The sequence below is a fragment of the Uliginosibacterium gangwonense DSM 18521 genome (assembly GCF_000373965.1).
GTDB lineage: Bacteria > Pseudomonadota > Gammaproteobacteria > Burkholderiales > Rhodocyclaceae > Uliginosibacterium > Uliginosibacterium gangwonense.
The window spans coordinates 226,471-242,856 of the sequence record NZ_KB892867.1 but is presented as its reverse complement, the minus strand read 5'-3'; the positions used below and the strand labels follow the sequence as shown (position 1 = coordinate 242,856).

Annotated in this window: 15 protein-coding genes and 1 tRNA gene; 6 read left to right on the top strand and 10 right to left on the bottom strand. The window is 55.9% G+C overall.

Annotation, left to right across the window (positions count from 1 at the left end; all coding sequences use genetic code 11):
• The 3 genes from B145_RS0122625 to B145_RS0122615 form a co-directional block, all read left to right on the top strand.
• Positions 1 to 784 (top strand): DNA adenine methylase (locus tag B145_RS0122625; RefSeq protein ID WP_018610460.1); only part of this gene is annotated, 784 nt, incomplete at its 5' end.
• Between the two features lie 185 nt (positions 785 to 969).
• A complete protein-coding gene (locus tag B145_RS0122620; RefSeq protein ID WP_018610459.1) occupies positions 970 to 1,422 on the top strand; it encodes a hypothetical protein in 453 nt (150 codons plus the stop codon).
• 126 nt (positions 1,423 to 1,548) lie between these two features.
• Positions 1,549 to 2,355: a DUF2971 domain-containing protein gene (locus B145_RS0122615; RefSeq protein ID WP_018610458.1), complete on the top strand. Its 807-nt coding sequence runs from the start codon at positions 1,549 to 1,551 to the stop codon at positions 2,353 to 2,355.
• 328 nt (positions 2,356 to 2,683) lie between these two features.
• Here B145_RS0122615 and B145_RS0122610 read toward each other — a convergent pair.
• From B145_RS0122610 to thrS, 9 genes are all read right to left on the bottom strand, one after another.
• A tRNA-Pro gene (locus B145_RS0122610) sits at positions 2,684 to 2,760 on the bottom strand.
• 59 nt (positions 2,761 to 2,819) lie between these two features.
• Positions 2,820 to 3,197 carry a MerR family transcriptional regulator gene (locus B145_RS0122605; protein WP_018610457.1) on the bottom strand — a complete coding sequence of 126 codons (378 nt, stop codon included), beginning with the start codon at positions 3,195 to 3,197 and terminating at the stop codon, positions 2,820 to 2,822.
• Positions 3,178 to 3,483: an integration host factor subunit alpha gene (locus tag B145_RS0122600; RefSeq protein WP_018610456.1), complete on the bottom strand. Its 306-nt coding sequence runs from the start codon at positions 3,481 to 3,483 to the stop codon at positions 3,178 to 3,180. The genes B145_RS0122605 and B145_RS0122600 overlap by 20 nt, the downstream gene beginning before the upstream one ends.
• A gap of 12 nt (positions 3,484 to 3,495) precedes the next feature.
• Positions 3,496 to 5,871, bottom strand: a complete 2,376-nt coding sequence (pheT, locus tag B145_RS0122595; RefSeq protein ID WP_026259408.1) for a phenylalanine--tRNA ligase subunit beta — start codon at positions 5,869 to 5,871, stop codon at positions 3,496 to 3,498.
• 6 nt (positions 5,872 to 5,877) lie between these two features.
• Positions 5,878 to 6,912, bottom strand: a complete 1,035-nt coding sequence (gene pheS, locus B145_RS0122590; RefSeq protein WP_026259407.1) for a phenylalanine--tRNA ligase subunit alpha — start codon at positions 6,910 to 6,912, stop codon at positions 5,878 to 5,880.
• Positions 6,913 to 7,131: 219 nt separating this feature from the next.
• The gene (gene rplT / locus B145_RS0122580; protein ID WP_018610452.1) at positions 7,132 to 7,491 is read right to left on the bottom strand and encodes a 50S ribosomal protein L20; all 360 of its coding nucleotides are present in this window, start codon (positions 7,489 to 7,491) and stop codon (positions 7,132 to 7,134) included.
• An 18-nt stretch (positions 7,492 to 7,509) separates the two neighbouring features.
• Complete coding sequence (gene rpmI / locus B145_RS0122575) at positions 7,510 to 7,707, bottom strand: 50S ribosomal protein L35 (RefSeq protein ID WP_018610451.1); 198 nt, start codon at positions 7,705 to 7,707, stop codon at positions 7,510 to 7,512.
• Positions 7,708 to 7,855: 148 nt separating this feature from the next.
• On the bottom strand, positions 7,856 to 8,380 hold the full coding sequence (infC, locus tag B145_RS26760; protein WP_026259406.1) for a translation initiation factor IF-3: 525 nt from the start codon (positions 8,378 to 8,380) through the stop codon (positions 7,856 to 7,858).
• Positions 8,381 to 8,408: 28 nt separating this feature from the next.
• Positions 8,409 to 10,325, bottom strand: coding sequence for a threonine--tRNA ligase (gene thrS, locus B145_RS0122565; RefSeq protein ID WP_018610449.1), 1,917 nt, complete (start codon positions 10,323 to 10,325; stop codon positions 8,409 to 8,411).
• Positions 10,326 to 10,679: 354 nt separating this feature from the next.
• On the opposite strand from thrS, the gene B145_RS0122560 reads away from it, so the two are divergent.
• Positions 10,680 to 11,729 (top strand): purine-nucleoside phosphorylase, encoded by a 1,050-nt coding sequence (locus tag B145_RS0122560; RefSeq protein ID WP_018610448.1) that lies wholly within the window; start codon positions 10,680 to 10,682, stop codon positions 11,727 to 11,729.
• A 484-nt stretch (positions 11,730 to 12,213) separates the two neighbouring features.
• On the top strand, positions 12,214 to 13,284 hold the full coding sequence (locus B145_RS0122555) for a hypothetical protein (RefSeq protein WP_169558567.1): 1,071 nt from the start codon (positions 12,214 to 12,216) through the stop codon (positions 13,282 to 13,284).
• Between the two features lie 114 nt (positions 13,285 to 13,398).
• On the opposite strand, the gene B145_RS0122550 is transcribed toward B145_RS0122555, so the two are convergent.
• Complete coding sequence (locus B145_RS0122550; RefSeq protein ID WP_083917859.1) at positions 13,399 to 15,510, bottom strand: prolyl oligopeptidase family serine peptidase; 2,112 nt, start codon at positions 15,508 to 15,510, stop codon at positions 13,399 to 13,401.
• 204 nt (positions 15,511 to 15,714) lie between these two features.
• Here B145_RS0122550 and B145_RS0122545 point away from each other — a divergent pair, with 204 nt between their 5' ends.
• Positions 15,715 to 16,362, top strand: a complete 648-nt coding sequence (locus B145_RS0122545; protein WP_018610445.1) for a hypothetical protein — start codon at positions 15,715 to 15,717, stop codon at positions 16,360 to 16,362.
• Positions 16,363 to 16,386: the final 24 nt, after the last annotated feature.

The window sequence follows — 16,386 nt, the reverse complement described above, 5'->3', positions numbered from 1 at the left end:
TCCGATCATTCCCTGGCTAGGCGGCAAACGACGCTTGGCTGATAGATTGTTGCCGCTATTCCCGCCGCATGAATGCTATGTGGAATTGTTCTGTGGAGGTGCTGCACTGTACTTCCTGCGCCCGGTGCCCGCAGGCACCGAGGTACTCAATGATGTGAATGGCGAACTGGTGAATCTGTACCGCGTGGTGCAGCATCACATGGAAGAGTTCGTGCGCCAGTTCAAGTGGGCGATCACCAGTCGGCAAGTATTTAAGTGGATGCAAAATCAGTCCACCGAATCCTTGACGGACATCCAGCGGGCCGCCCGCTTTTACTATTTGCAGCAGCATGCCTTCGGCGGCAAAGTGCAGGGGCAATCCTTCGGCACCGCCACCACCGGGCCAGCGATCAACCTATGCCGCATAGAAGAAAACCTGAGTGCGGCCCATCTGCGCCTTGCAGGGACGTATGTTGAACACCTATCCTGGCAGGACTGCTTCAAGCGTTATGACCGGGCGCACACCTTCTTCTACGCGGACCCGCCTTACTGGCAAACCGAAGGCTATGGGGTTCCGTTCGACTTCGACCAGTACACACAACTGGCGCAAACCATGCGCAGCTGCAAGGGCAAAGTGATGGTCAGCATCAACGACCACCCCGACATTCGGGCCGCTTTCGACGGTTTCTGGATGGAGGGACTGGACATCAAATATGCGACGGCCAACGCCCACGGCACCCCTAAAACCAGCCGGGAACTGGTGATTGCCAATTGGGAACCGCAGGTATTTGGGGATCTGCTCTGATCCCTTTGCCCCTCAGTGCTGCTTCAACTGGATACGGTGCTGCTGCTATGATGTCGCTTTGATGGGCATTGTTTGGCAGCAATCGGCTCAGTGGTGGTCAGGGATAAACGCCAAAAGCAGTCGTTCAATCCACTGTCAAAATTGTGCTTTCATCATTGTTGACTTCATGGAGCTGAGGAGCAACTATGCCATTAAAAAACGACGGCGACGTAGTTCGTGGTTTGGGATTTGTGGCTCTCTACGCGGCTTACCTTGAAGAGCAGATTGATAATCTACTGTTTAGGCTTGAGCCCATCGAACCATTTCCAGAAATCGAGCAACGCTGGCCCACGAGCCGAAAGATCGAAAAGGCCAAACGATTGGTGACTGGGCTACAGTTCGATTATCGGGACGATCTGCTTGCCGACTTAGAGACCTCAAGACAACTACTCCAATGGCGAAATGAGGTCATTCATGGGCGAATCTACGCAAATTTTAATCGGACCGACACTTTAAGGTCTGGTCGTCGTAATACCCCTGATCGTGTAGTCAAACCTGACGAACTATACGATCTGGCCAATGCTCTCATTAAGGTGCAGGCAGCTATCCTCAGGCCTATGATCTTCCAACTCTCTCAAGCCATGCCATCTATCCCATAAAACCCAGCTTACTCACGCCACATGCCAAATCACATCGCCCGGCAAGAGTGGGCTGATAACCCCTCGTATTCAGCATAGTTTTCATCCAAGCGAGTAGCATTGCCCGTCTCGCACGGAGGAATTCAGATGGCAGCCACAGCTTTCGAGAAAGGATACCGCGTGCTGTACCACTGGCAGTCGTTCAACGAGGAACGCCTTACCAGAACGCTGAAGGACCTCGTGATTTACTGCTCAAGCCCAGAGCACTTCAACGATCCCTGGGACTGCAAGCCGTTCTTTAACACTAAAATCCTCTGCGACCCGGAGGAGAACGAAAAGCACATCGAATGGGCCGCCTCCATCTGCCGCCGCCATTCCCCGATGTCCGAATCGGACATCGAGTCGATGAAGGATACACTCAGGGGCGATCCTGCCCGAGCGAAAGATTTGGTAATGAAAATATCACGATCCTTCGTGGCAGAGACTCTCCAGAGGTATCGTGTCTATTGCTTGGGCCCAGATGTGGGGAACCTTCTCATGTGGGCTCACTATGCAGACAGCCATAAGGGTATATGCTTGGAGTTCAGCTTACGCAATGATGTCATGTGTACCGCATTGCCGTGCGAGTATCTGGAAGAGTTTCCGGTCATGAAACTGTACAGCCACGAGAATGCCGACGTGCTTCATATGCTTCTCGCCAAAGCCGAACCATGGTGTTACGAAAAGGAATGCAGGATCATTGCCCAAGAGCGAAAGCGCGCCATAGGCACAGACACATTGATGACCGACGATGGATTCCTAAAGCTCTCGAAGGGTGCTTTGGTGTCCGTGATTGTCGGATGCCAAGGGGACTTCGGGAAGGTGAACAGTCTAGTTCAGGCTCATGCCCCGAATGTAAAAGTGAAGCGCGCGGTTCGAGTTCCCAATCGTTATTCCCTGCAAATCGAAGAATAGCTTTGCCGCCAACAGGAGTGCCTACTTGGAGGCCCTTATAACTACCGATTTAGCTTACACGCTTTTTGCTGACGGTTTGCGGTTGTTGTGAGTCGTTTCTTGGTGCTGCTTGCGTTGCAGGGGGATGACAATTAACGCGCAAATCGAACGCGTTCCTTGCTAGCTGTGAAGTGCCAAAATTAACGCAAATGGGTGCCAAAACTGGCGCCGCGTTACACCGACCCCCAAAAAATGAAGAAAGCATTTTAATATTAGCCGCTGCGGCTAATACTCGGCTAACAAAAACAAAAAGGCCAATCCGAAGATTGGCCTAACTGTTTGATTCTATTGGTCGGGGCGGCGGGATTCGAACTCGCGACCCCTTGCACCCCATGCAAGTGCGCTACCAGGCTGCGCTACGCCCCGACTGAGAAAAGAATTATAGCAGTTTTTTTAAGAAATACCAGCTTTTTGTTCAGGTGCCTTCAACTTTTAAGGTAAGCCAACAAGGCCGTAAGGCTCTTGCGAATCTGGGCGATGTTGGCTTGGCTGTTTTCGACAATTTCCTCGGTTTCACGCTTGAGCACCTGGTATTCCTCCAGGCGATTGCGTGCGCCGCTGATGGTAAAACCTTCGCGGTAGAGTAGTTCGCGGATGCGCCGCACCAACAGCACTTCGTGGTGCTGGTAGTAGCGGCGGTTGCCGCGACGCTTGACGGGTTTGAGCTGGGTGAATTCCTGCTCCCAATAGCGGAGTACGTGGGGTTTGACGCCACATAGCTCGCTCACCTCGCCAATGGTGAAGTACCGTTTGGCGGGGATCGGAGGCAGTTCGCTCACATCTTCAAGCTGGTTGCTTTCCATCGCTCAATTGCTCGACTGCGGTTTTCAGTTTCTGGCTGGCATGAAAGGTTACTACGCGCCGGGCCGTAATGGGGATTTCTTCGCCGGTCTTCGGGTTGCGCCCAGGGCGCTGTGGTTTGTCACGCAACTGGAAGTTGCCAAAGCCGGAGAGTTTGACATCGTCTCCGCGTTCCAGTGCGTTGCGAATTTCTTCGAAGAAGGCTTCAACCATGTCTTTGGCTTCGCGCTTGTTGAGCCCGACGCGTTCAAACAAAAGCTCTGCCAGTTCTGCTTTGGTGAGTGTCATGTGAGTTTGCCCTTATCCCCGCAAGCGGGCACCCAGATTGGTTTGTGCGGCAGCCACGAGGGTCTGCATCGAGTTTTCGATTTCTGCTTCTTCCAAGGTGCGGTCGCTGTGTTGCAAGCTTACACGCAAGGCGATGCTTTTTTGGTCTGGATCGATACCCTTGCCTGTATAGACGTCAAAGATTTCGATTGCACGGACGTTCTGACCACCGGCACACGTCAAAGTTTCCAGCACTTGCTGGGCGCTGACGGTGCTTTGGACGACCAGTGCCAAGTCTCGTGAGACAGATTGCTGCCGCGAGATTTCCTGGTACTGGGGTACCTTGCTGATCAGTGCTGCGTCCAGTTCCAGTTCAAAAACAACAGGTGCTGTCGTCAGATCGTACTTTTGTACCAGTGCCGGGTGCAATTCACCCATATAACCAACAACCTTGCCTTCAAGCAGGATCTGCGCGCAACGCCCCGGGTGAAGCGCGGAGTGAGTGGCACGTTGGAAGCTGGCTTGTTCGCCCAGTAATACTTCCACATCTCGCTTGATGTCGTAAAAGTCTACGCGACGAGCGGCTTGCCCCCATTGCTCAACAGCAGCGTATCCCCAGGCAAGTGCAGCCACGCGCATGGGTTGGGCGTAGCCCCGCACTGCGTTCTCTGCCTGGGTTTTGGCAAAGCAGCGCCCGACTTCAAACAGGCGCACACGGCTCGCACGGCGGCGAACGTTGGTCGCCAGGGCACCAACCAGACCACCGAGCAGACTGGAGCGCATCACGCCCATCTGGCTGGCGATGGGGTTGGCGAGCTTGATGGGGTCAGCATTGGCAGCAAAATCGCGCTCCCATGCTTCGTCCACGAAGGCGTAACTGATGACTTCCTGATAGTCGCGGGCAGCAATCTGGCGGCGCAGGCGATGCACGGGGCGCAGGGTTTCGGTGCTGGCGAGCATCTTGGCTGGACCTTTGGGCGGCAGCGGCTGGATGTTGTCGTAACCATACACACGGGCAACTTCTTCGATGAGGTCTTCTTCGATCTCGATATCGAAACGGTAGCTCGGCGGGGTGACGCGCATCACGCCGCCCACTGCATCCACCTGCATACCCAGGCGTTGCAGCGAGGTTTGCATGGCTTCGTCGCTGATTTCAAAGCCGAGTACTTTGCGGGCACGGGCCGGGCGGAAATCCACGCTGTGGCGGCTGGGAAGCTGCTCTGTCGCCACGACGTCAACCACGGGCCCCGCCTCGCCACCACACAGATCGATAATAAGTTGGGTGGCGCGGGCCATGGCTCGCGGAGCAAGGGCGAAGTCGACGCCGCGCTCGTAGCGATGCGAGGCATCCGAAGAGAAGCCCAACACACGGGCGCGGCCCACGATGGCGTCAGGCTGGAAGAAGGCGGATTCGATGAAGACGTTCTGCGTCTCATCTGTCACGCCGCTACCCTCGCCGCCCATGACGCCTGCCAACGCAAGCGGGCGGGCCTCGTCGGCAATCAGCAGCATATTGGCAGCAGGTTCGACTTCCTGGCCATTGAGGAGCGTAATCTTTTCGCCGGATTTCGGCCAGCGCACGTGGATAGCTCCTTGCAGCGTGTCGTTATCGAATGCGTGCAGGGGTTGGCCCAATTCGAGCATCGCATAGTTGGTGATGTCGACAATGGCGCTGATTGAACGCACCCCACAGCGCTCCAGGCGCTGGCGCATCCAGTCGGGTGTGGGCGCCTTGGCATTGACACCGGTGATGATACGGCCGCAGTAACGCGGGCAGGCTTCAGGTGCATCCAGGGCGATCTGGCGCTTGTGTTCATGCACCGCCGGGGTATTCAGTGGCTCGACAAACTCGGCGGGCGCGCCGGTAAGAGCCGCCAGTTCGCGGGCAATGCCAGTCAGGCTGAGGCAATCCGCACGATTCGGGGTGAGCTTGATGGTGATCTTTTGATCATCAAGCTGGAGGTATTCACGCAGATTAGTGCCCACGGGGGCATCTTCCGGCAACACCATAAGGCCAGCGTGATCCTGCGATATGCCGAGTTCATCAGCTGCGCACATCATGCCAAACGATTCCACGCCGCGCAGCTTGGCGGGCTTGATCTGGAATTCAGGCAGCTTGGCACCGACCAGCGCACACGGGGCTTTCATGCCGACGACCACATTGGGGGCGCCGCACACAATCTGCAGCAACTCGCCCTGCCCTGCATCCACACGGCAAACCTTGAGCTTGTCGGCGTTCGGATGCTTTTCAAAAGAGACGATCTGCGCGACCACCACACCGGTAAACGGGGGGGCGACGGACTCAACCTCTTCAACCTCAAGACCTGCCATGGTAAGCAGGTGACATAGTTCCTCCGACGCGAGCGGAGGATTACACATGGCGCGAAGCCAGCTTTCAGAGAATTGCATGATCGATCAATCCTGGAATTGGGCAAGGAAGCGTTGGTCGTTCTCGAAGAACAGACGCAGATCGTTGACGCCGTAACGCAGCATCGTCAGGCGATCCAGACCCATGCCAAATGCAAAACCGGTATAGCGTTGTGCATCAATGCCGCCGTGCTTGAGCACGTTCGGGTGCACCATGCCGCAACCGGCGATTTCCAGCCAGCGGCCCTTGTTCGGCCCGCTCATGAAGGCGAAGTCGATTTCGGCGGAAGGCTCGGTGAACGGGAAGAAAGAGGGGCGGAAACGCACCTGCATTTCATCGGTTTCAAAGAAGCGTTGCAGGAAGTCGACGATCACGCCCTTCAAGCCTGCAAAGCTGATGTCTTCCCCCACCCACAAGCCTTCTACCTGATGGAACATCGGGGAGTGGGTGGCATCCGAATCCACACGGTATACGCGCCCAGGAGCAATGATGCGCAGCTCAGGCATGCTCTCAGCATTGGCATACCTGGCAACGTGAGCCTTCATGGCACGGATCTGTACCGGGCTCGTGTGCGTGCGCAGCAGCACATCCTTGGCACCTTCAATGTAGAAGGTGTCATGCATGGAGCGTGCGGGGTGATTGTCCGGCGTGTTCAGCGCGGTGAAGTTGAACCAGTCTTCTTCAATTTCCGGGCCTTCAGCCACTTCGAAACCGATGGAGCGGAACAGGGTTTCAAAACGCTCCTGTGTGCGCACCACCGGGTGCAGACCACCCGTGCCCATGCCACGCCCGGGCAGGGTCACATCCAGCGCCTCAGCGGCAAGCTGTGCTTCGAGCTGCGCGGTGCGCAGGGCTTCGCGGCGGGCTTCGAGGAAATCCTCAACCCCCTTCTTGCAGCGGTTGATGAGCGCGCCAGCTTCCTTGCGCGCCTCCGGGTCCAGCTTGGCCAGCCCTTTGAGTAATTCGGTCACGCTGCCGCTTTTGCCAAGGAACTTGGCCTTGACCTGCTCCAGCGCGTTGATGTCGGTCGCCGCGGCAAATGCGGCGGCGGCGTCCTTGAGCAGTTGATCGAGGTTATTCACGCCTACACCCACAGTCAGTTTTGAAACGGGCCACGCACGATGCGGGCCTGGGAAAACAGATCTTCAAGAAGCCTTAACAAAATGAACTGGAACAATCCACCAGCCCCTTGGCGTGCCAGCTTCAACATCGGCACGGGCCAGACAGCCAGAATCATTTTGTTATGGTTTCAAAAGCAAAAAAAAGGAGGCATGTGCCTCCTTTTCATCTAACAGCGCAGATCAGGCACCGAGTTGCGCTTTGGCTTGATTGGCCAGAGCAGCAAATGCGGGCTTGTCAAACACCGCCAGATCAGCCAGCACCTTGCGGTCGACTTCAATGGCAGCCTTCTTCAGGCCGTTCATGAAGCGGCTGTAGGTCAGGCCCAGCTCACGGGAAGCTGCGTTGATACGCGCAATCCACAGAGCACGGAACTGACGCTTGCGTTGACGACGGTCACGATAGGCGTATTGCCCGGCCTTCATCACCGCTTCTTTGGCGATGCGGTATACGTTCTTACGGCGGCCACGGTAACCCTTGGCCTTGTCGAGGACTTTTTTGTGACGGGCGCGAGCCGTTACACCACGTTTAACGCGAGGCATGTTCTATCTCCTTCCTAATCAAGCGTAAGGCATCATCGCGTGAACGCGTGCCGTATCGGTGTCATGAACACCGGTCATACCACGCAAATGGCGCTTGGCCTTGGTGGTCTTCTTGGTCAGGATGTGGCGCTTGAACGCTTGACCGCGCTTAACACTACCACCAGAGCGAACCTTGAAGCGCTTCTTGGCGCCGCTCTTGGTTTTCATCTTCGGCATAAAAACTCCAACAGATATTAGATGCGGAACCCGGTGACTCCTTATCGGAGTGCTTTAACTACCAGGGCACCACTTGTTTTGCAGCAAATACAACCAGGGCTGCTGCGCCCCTTTTCGCGGCTACCTTGCGGTAGCCGCAGAAATCGAATCAAACCTTCTTCTTGGGCGCAATCACCATGATGAGTTGGCGCCCTTCCAGCTTGGGAAACTGTTCCACCACTGCGAGCTCAACCAAATCGGCCTTGATGCGCTCAAGCTGGCGAATACCAAATTCCTGGTGGGCCATTTCACGGCCACGGTAACGCAGGGTCACCTTGACCTTGTCGCCTTCTTCCAGGAAGCGCGTCATGTTGCGCATCTTGATCTGGTAATCGTTTTCATCAGTACCCGGGCGAAGTTTCACTTCCTTCACCTGGATCTGCTTTTGCTTGAGCTTGGCTTCGTGAGCCCGCTTCTGCTCTTGGTACTTGAACTTGCCATAGTCCATCAGACGGCAAACCGGTGGTTTGGCCTGAGGCGCAATTTCCACCAGATCCACTCCTGCTTCCTCTGCCATGGCCAAAGCCTGAGAGGTTGGGACAACACCAAGTTGTTCGCTGTCTTCGCCTACCAATCGTACCTCGGGAACACCAATTTCCCGGTTGATACGATGTGCGTTCTTTTCCTGAGCGATGGTAACAATCTCCTAAAAATTAAAAAAACTAAGCCTCAGCGCCGCGACTGACTACTTCGCGTTGCCAACGCTCAACCAGTTCTGCAATGGACATTTGCCCCAGATCCTGACCGCCGCGCACTCTTACCGCGACCTTGCCAGCTTCTTTTTCCTTGTCGCCGACAACAAGCAGGTAGGGCAGCTTCTGCAAGCTATGTTCTCGGATTTTATAGTTAATTTTCTCATTCCGCAAATCTGCTTCAACGCGGAAGCCTGCTTCGCGCAGCTTTTGGGTCAAATCGGCCACATATTCGCCCTGTGCTTCAGAGATATTCAGCACCACCGCCTGCAGCGGGGCCAGCCACATCGGGAAGGCGCCACCGTGGTTTTCGATGAGAATCCCCAGGAAACGCTCCAGCGAACCCAGAATCGCGCGGTGCAACATCACCGGGCGCTTACGGGTATTGTCTTCCGCTACATACTCGGCCCCTAGCCGTTCGGGCAACACGAAGTCCAGTTGGATCGTGCCGCACTGCCAGGAGCGCCCCAGCGCATCCTTGATGTGGTATTCCACCTTCGGGCCGTAGAAGGCGCCCTCGCCGGGCAGCTCTTCCCATTCCTTGCCGGAGGCGCGCAGCGCAGCACGCAGGCCCTCTTCGGCCTTGTCCCATACCGCGTCGGAACCGGCACGTTTTTCCGGGCGCAACGCCAATTTGACGGCCACATCCTTAAAGCCGAAGTCCTTGTACACGCTCATCAGCAGCGTATCAAAGGCCATGGCTTCGGATTCGATCTGGTCTTCAGTTGCAAAAATGTGTGCATCGTCCTGCACAAAACCACGCACACGCATCAAGCCGTGCAACGCACCAGAAGGTTCGTTACGGTGACAGGAACCGAACTCGGCCAGCCGCAACGGCAGCTCGCGGTAAGAGCGCAGACCATGGTTGAAAATCTGCACGTGCCCCGGACAGTTCATCGGCTTCACGGCGTAATCGCGCTTTTCCGACTCGGTGGTGAACATGTTGTCGCGGTAGTTATCCCAATGGCCGGACTTCTCCCACAGGGTACGGTCCATCACCATCGGGGTACGCACTTCCTGGTAACCAGATGCATTCAGGCGGGCACGCATGTACTGCTCCACCTGCTGCCACAGCGTCCAGCCCTTGGGGTGCCAGAACACCATGCCCGGCGCTTCGTCTTGCAGGTGGAACAGGTCCAGCAGCTTGCCCACTCGGCGGTGGTCACGCTTCTCCGCCTCTTCCAGCATGTGCAAGTAGGCTTCCAGCTCTTCCTTCTTGGCCCAGGCGGTGCCATAGATACGCTGCAACTGCTCGTTCTTCGCATCCCCACGCCAATAGGCACCTGCCACCTTCATCAGCTTGAAGTGCTTGAGCTTGCCTGTGGACGGCACGTGCGGGCCACGACACAAGTCGATGAAATCGCCCTCGCGGTACAGCGAGATGGTTTGCCCGGCGGGAATCGCACCAATCAGCTCAGCCTTGTACTTCTCACCCAGGCCAAGGAAGAACTTCACCGCTTCGTCACGATCCCATTCCTCGCGGCTGATGGCGATATCCTTCTTCGCCAGCTCAGCCATACGGCGCTCGATGGCCTCCAGGTCTTCCGGGGTAAACGGGCGGGAATAGGCAAAGTCATAGTAGAAGCCATGCTCCACCACCGGCCCAATAGTCACCTGCGCCTCCGGGAAGAGTTCCTTCACCGCATACGCCAACAAGTGGGCCGTGGAGTGGCGAATCACTTCCAGGCCGTCAGCATCCTTCTCCGTCACAATCGCCAGAGCGGCGTCACCACCGATCACGTGGGAAGTATCCACCACGTGCCCATCCACCTTGCCGGCCACGGCGGCCTTGGCCAAGCCCGCGCCAATGGAGGCGGCTACCTGGGCGACGGAAACGGGTGCATCAAAACTACGAACGGAACCATCTGGAAGCGTGATATTCGGCATTTCAAAGCCTCAAGCAAAAATAAAAAAGTGCGGACGGGGCCGCACTTCTTCGTTCAACACACAGGACGAGCGCGACTCCGGCAAACCTCAACAAGTAGTTGTTGTAGTTCGAGTTCGGAATTGCATGCTGCTCTCCTGATTAAATATTCGATTGGTAGGCAGACCAGACACTCACGCCCAGCATTCAGGCGCCAGTGGTCACGCAGCATTGTCGCATATGCAGCCACCGTCGCACAACCTCAGCCCCGCAGGCGGCCAAGACAATCAGGCCATTGACATATCCCAACCCCCTTCTTATGCTGACTTGGCACAAACTCCCTTCTTTGCCTGGCCCAACTCAAACCGGAGCCCTCCATGCACAACACTGCCCACCACATCACGCGCCGCCTCGCCCCCGCCCTCCTTTGCCTCGGTCTGGCCGGTGGCAGCCTCGCAGCCCGCGCTGCAGACGCCACCCCCAGCCCGCGCCCGCTCAAAGTGCTCATCATCAGCATGTTCGGCCCCGAAGCCGAACCCTGGCTCGCCCCCTTCAAGCTCGACCAGCAAGTCCCCGTAGCCGGACTCTCTGCCGACTACCCCGCGCTACGCTGTAATACCGACGACGTCTGCCTGCTCACCACCGGCATGGGCCACGCCAACGCCGCCGCTTCCACGCTTGCCGTGGTGCTCAACCCGCAATTCGACCTGCACAAAACCTACTTCCTGATCGCTGGCATCGCAGGCATCAACCCCGAGCAAGGCACCCTCGGCACCGCCGCCTGGGCGCGCTATCTGGTGGACTTTGGCATCCAGCACGAAATTGACGCCCGCGAGAAACCCAAGAACTGGCCTACCGGCTACTTCGGCGTTGGCACGACAGGGCCGGGGCAAAAACCCAAACTCGACTACCGCACCGAAGTCTTCCAACTCAATGAAGCCCTGCTCCAGAAAGCACTCGCCCTGAGCAAAAATACCGAATTGGAAGACAGCGACCAAGCCCGCGCCTACCGTAAGCTCTACCTCAAAGCCCCTGCCAACCAGCCCCCGCGCGTCACCCAATGCGACACCCTGGCCGGTGACACCTGGTGGCACGGCAAACTGCTTGGCGACTATGCCAGCGCCTGGACCCGCACGCTGACCGACGGCCAAGGCAGCTACTGCACCACCCAGCAAGAAGACAACGCCACCTACGCCGCCCTGCAACGCGGCGCCCAGGCGGGCCTGCTCGACATCCAACGGCTGGCCGTGCTGCGCACCGGCTCCAACTTCGACCGCCCCCACCCCGGCCAAACGCCCTACCAATCGCTCAAGAGTGACTCCGGCGGCTTCCTCCCCGCCACACACAACCTCGCACGGGTCGGTGGTGCGTTGGTCAATGATATTGTCAAGAATTGGGGAACTTGGGAGGCGGGAATCACAAAGTGATCATAAATCACACAAACTCAAATACGCCGCAGCCTCACCAGCAGCATTAAGGCCAAGGCATAACCAGCCAGGGCTCTGTCTCGCACACGAGCCCTCGCAATTTAGTGGCAGTAGATTTCAAGTGCGTAACAGTTTCCGTAGTTGCAAGCTGAAGCGAGTACATTGAAAAGCTCAAAATACACCTTGACGGATAGCATGAGCACTTGAACGATCCCAAGCATCACGGTGCATTGATATGCTCAGAAAAAATACATCAAGATCCTCACCCGCATTCCTTGCGCTCAAACTACTGATCCTGTGGATCGTCATCGCTCCCACGCCAACCAGCGCTGCTTATTACCTGACCAAAGTCGAAAACCACCCAGTCAAGATCAGCATTCGTATGACGTTGCAGTCCTCCATACATGTGCACAAGCTCGCCCCCCGAGGAGTGGAATGGGGGTTGGCATCACAGGTTTCACGCCCCAGATGCAATGGCAAGCCCTTGAAGCAGAACGCAGAGGGAGAGTGGGTCAGCCCGGCCGGATGCAAAGAAATATATTGGACAGTCGATCTGCCCGATATTGTGAACAACGACTATCTTGCCTCCACCCAACAAAGTATCCATCTCCCCAAACCAGGCTGGTCTTTGTTGTCTGAACCCAGCTCATTATTGCGAGTAAAAGGCGACAAGAGCGCTTCTTTCATCAAGTCTGCCGATCCATCAATCAGGCTCATCGGAGCCAAAAAACTCACAGGGGATACATGGAAAATCCCGAGCGAATCCAGTGCGCCCGAGTTCTTTGTCATCAACACAAGCAACGTAAACCGTGTTCAACTCAATGGGCTTGACGTCAATTACATTTCTGACAACACTGATCTGGTGGAAAGACTCCAACTGAACGACATGCATGCAAAAGTGCTAGGAGCTCTATCCGACATATTAAAGCTGAAAAGCAAGCTTGAAAACCGCAGAGAATCTGTATTGGTCGTATGGATAGGAATAGACAAGCGCTTACGCGGCATCAACGGTGCGGCAGGCCACCGCAGCTTTGTTGCCAATTACATCATCGACGACGACCCGAATGAATCAATCAATCGATATCGCGCAATGATGGTGATAGCACACGAACAGTTTCATCAGCTTGTCGACATGACCCGCACACGCAACAATTCACTCCCAAACTGGGTCAGTGAAAGCCTCGCCCAATACTACGCACTTCATGTCTTGGCAAAAATTGCTGGCAGTCCAGAAACTCAACGCATAAAATCCGAATTCATCAAGCCAGATGCTGACTACAAACTTGGCTTGCTGGAACTGGATAGAAAGAATCAGGCCGGGGATCGCAGCCTCTACCATCTGTTCTATGAACAGGGTGCCACTTTTTGGCAAGCCATTGATGAAACGCTGCGTGAAAGCAAGGAATTCCCTGATGGGCTGGATTCCGTCATCAATGATCTTCTTTCCATGGACTTCCCAAAAAATGGCTCACTCCCGCCCGACTTCATCGGGAAAATACGGCACGCCGACGAGAAGAGACTTGATGACATACTGAATAAGTATATTGGCACCTGACACTAGCAATACAACCGAATGGGTTTTATTCACGCCCACACAGCACGCACATCAATTAATGCTCCACCGTGCCATCCGATACATCAAACGCGTATCGGATGGCACCCTTCTGATTTAGTGTCCGCCCAACATCTCCCACAGGAATGTATAGGCCAATGCATTCATGTGTGCAGTTTGCTGGTTGTTGGCGGCACCTGCGTGGCCGCCTTCGGTATTTTCGTAGTACCAGATATTCTTGATTCCAAAAGCATTCATTCTGGCCATCATCTTGCGGGCGTGGCCAGGGTGGACGCGGTCATCCCGGGTGGAGGTCACAAAAAGCGTGTTCGGGTAGTGGACGCCCTTGCGCACGTTCTGATACGGTGAATAGCGCTTGATGTAAGCCCATTCTGCCGGATCGTCCGGGTTGCCGTATTCGCCCATCCAGGATGCGCCTGCGAGCAGCTTGTTGTAGCGGCGCATATCCAGCAGCGGCACTTGGCAGACCACCGCACCAAACAGATCAGGGCGCTCGGTGAGCATCACGCCCATGAGTAGCCCGCCGTTGCTGCCGCCCATGATGCCGAGCTTCTTTGGCGTGGTGATTTTGCGGGCAATAAGGTCTTGCGCCACGGCAATGAAATCATCATAGGCATTCTGGCGTTTTTCCTTGAGCGCGGCTTCATGCCAGCGTGGGCCGAATTCACCGCCACCCCGGATGTTAGCCAGCACATACACGCCTCCCTTTTCAAGCCATGCCTTGCCGACCCCGGCAGAATAGGCGGGGGTAAGCGATACTTCAAAGCCGCCGTAGCCATACAGCAAAGTCGGCTGTTTGCCATCAAATTTCATGCCTTTGGGTTTGACGATGAAGTACGGAACCTGTGTGCCATCCTTTGATTTGGCTTCGTATTGCACAACTTCAAGCCCTTGTGCATTGAAAAATGCGGGGCGTTGCTTGAGCAGTTCGCGGCTATCCTGCCCTGCATGCATGGCATATAGAGAGTCTGGCGTGAGAAAGTCGGTGAGCTTGAGGAAATAATCGTTCCCTGCATCAGATTCCGTTTGACTCTCACTGATGATTTCGAGACTGCCGAACGCGGGGGCATCTACCTTGCGGGATGTCCAGCGCCCAGCCTCGAATGAATACTCCATCAGGCGGCCCTTGACCTTATCAAGCGTATTGAGCACAACATGGTCACGGGTGAGCAACAGGCTCTCAATCGCCGTGTCGGCATTTGGCTCAAAGAGCACCTGGAACTTGCGTTCTCCACCCTGAAAAGCGGCAAAATCCGTGGCCAGCAGGCTGCCAGCCTTATAGGTGGCGCCCCCTGCCACAGCATAGTCCTTGCGCAGACGAATCAGCAGTTGCGAGCCAAAAAAATCAATGACAGCGTCTTCGGGAGCCTGCACACGCACAAGCTGTTCCCCTTCATGCAGATAGTATTCGTTGGTATAGAAACTCGTTGCACGCTGAATAATTTCATGTCGCGTGCCTTGGTGTTCCTGGACACTGGCGGACACGGCCACATCACTTGCGGTGCCCTCCAGCACAGTTCTGGCTGCCGACAAGGGGGTGCCACGCTGCCAGAGTTTGACGATACGCGGATAGCCGGAATCCGTCAGCGAACCGTCACCAAAATAGGTGCCCACGAATATCGCATTCTCGCTCTGCCAAGAGACTTCGCTTTTGCCTTCAGGCACCATGAAGCCATCAGGCACAAACGCCTTGCTGCCCAGATCAAATTCGCGGATCACCACCGCATCGCCGCCCCCACGAGACAGGGATATCAGGCAACGTGCCCCAGCGTGGGGCTGGCATTGCGCATGCTTCCAGACCCAGTTCTCATTTTCGCGCTGGGCCAGTTCGTCCAGATCCAGCACAGTTTCCCATTCAGGCTGCGCCTGGCGGTACGCCTCGGGCGTCGTCCGTCGCCAAAGGCCACGGGGATGGGTGGCATCCCGCCAGAAGTTGTAATAGAAGTCACCCAGCCGGGTGACGTAGGGAATCCGCGTGGGGCTATCCAGCACCGCCAGCAAGTCCTGCCGCAGCGTGTCAAAGCCGGACTGCGACTCGAAACGCTTTGAGGTGAGGGCATTTTGGGCCTTGACCCAATCCAGCGAGCGCGTACCGCTGACGTCTTCAAGCCACAGGAACGGATCGTTGGGTGACGCGGCAAACGCGGAAAGAGATGTCATCATGGCAATACAAAAGAATAGTGCGGTTTTGAAACGGGGTTTCTGCATGACAAAATATTCCTTTTCAACATTCAGGCGATGCACTGGATTCAGGATGAAAGGTGAAGCGGCCCACCCACTATTCCCCACCGCCAGTGTTGCCACCGTAGATCAGGTAAAGCACAGAGGATGCCCGAATTGTGTAGTATTCACATAGTAGGAATATCCACCTGCCATCATGGCTTGACATTCAAGAGACTTTCTTTGCCTATCATGAAAAAGATGCTTCTCCTGGCCCTTGCGGCGCTGCTCCTGCACACCCCGGGCCATGCTGCGGAGCTGGATAAAATCCGCTTCCGCCCGGCTGACAAGCATAAACAACTCTATCGGGCTACGATAGATGGCTATACGCTGGAGATGCAGGACCCCGGGGAAGCCTCGCCCCCAAGCGTTTGGGACAGCCCTTTGTTCATCCGCCACCAAGGCCGCCTAGTCGGCAAAAGTGAGGCATTACTGATCACGGATGTCTACTACATCAAAAAGACGGGGACGCTGATCATCCAGTCCTACAGCGGCTCACAACTCTACCTGGATTTTCTGGATCTGCGCACTGCAACAAAAAAACACCCGCAAATCGAATTTTTCAGTGAGAAGCTTATCATTGCCGCAGACAAGATCATCGCCTATCCCGGTTGCGAATGCACCAGCGATGCGCCTGCTGCCCCGGATGAGGCACCCTGCCTGTGCGCCGCTGCGCGTGTTTTTGATTTGGATGCGCATTCCTTGCCGGTAGAAAACAAGCATGCCGGATACGATCTGACCAAGCAAATCATTGGCGTAACATTTGAAGGAGACCGCGCGGTCTTGCATCCGAAGTCGCCATCCGCCGTGCTGCTCCCCGACGACAATGCGCAACAGTAATAATTGGTTTAACTCACATTCAAT

Coding starts and splice junctions, on each gene's coding strand:
- B145_RS0122620 (WP_018610459.1), top strand. CDS start 970: ATGCCATTAAAAAACGACGGCGACGTAGTTCGTGGTTTGGGATTTGTG.
- B145_RS0122615 (WP_018610458.1), top strand. CDS start 1,549: ATGGCAGCCACAGCTTTCGAGAAAGGATACCGCGTGCTGTACCACTGG.
- B145_RS0122605 (WP_018610457.1), bottom strand. CDS start 3,197: ATGGAAAGCAACCAGCTTGAAGATGTGAGCGAACTGCCTCCGATCCCC.
- B145_RS0122600 (WP_018610456.1), bottom strand. CDS start 3,483: ATGACACTCACCAAAGCAGAACTGGCAGAGCTTTTGTTTGAACGCGTC.
- pheT (WP_026259408.1), bottom strand. CDS start 5,871: ATGCAATTCTCTGAAAGCTGGCTTCGCGCCATGTGTAATCCTCCGCTC.
- rplT (WP_018610452.1), bottom strand. CDS start 7,491: ATGCCTCGCGTTAAACGTGGTGTAACGGCTCGCGCCCGTCACAAAAAA.
- rpmI (WP_018610451.1), bottom strand. CDS start 7,707: ATGCCGAAGATGAAAACCAAGAGCGGCGCCAAGAAGCGCTTCAAGGTT.
- thrS (WP_018610449.1), bottom strand. CDS start 10,325: ATGCCGAATATCACGCTTCCAGATGGTTCCGTTCGTAGTTTTGATGCA.
- B145_RS0122560 (WP_018610448.1), top strand. CDS start 10,680: ATGCACAACACTGCCCACCACATCACGCGCCGCCTCGCCCCCGCCCTC.
- B145_RS0122550 (WP_083917859.1), bottom strand. CDS start 15,510: ATGCAGAAACCCCGTTTCAAAACCGCACTATTCTTTTGTATTGCCATG.
- B145_RS0122545 (WP_018610445.1), top strand. CDS start 15,715: ATGAAAAAGATGCTTCTCCTGGCCCTTGCGGCGCTGCTCCTGCACACC.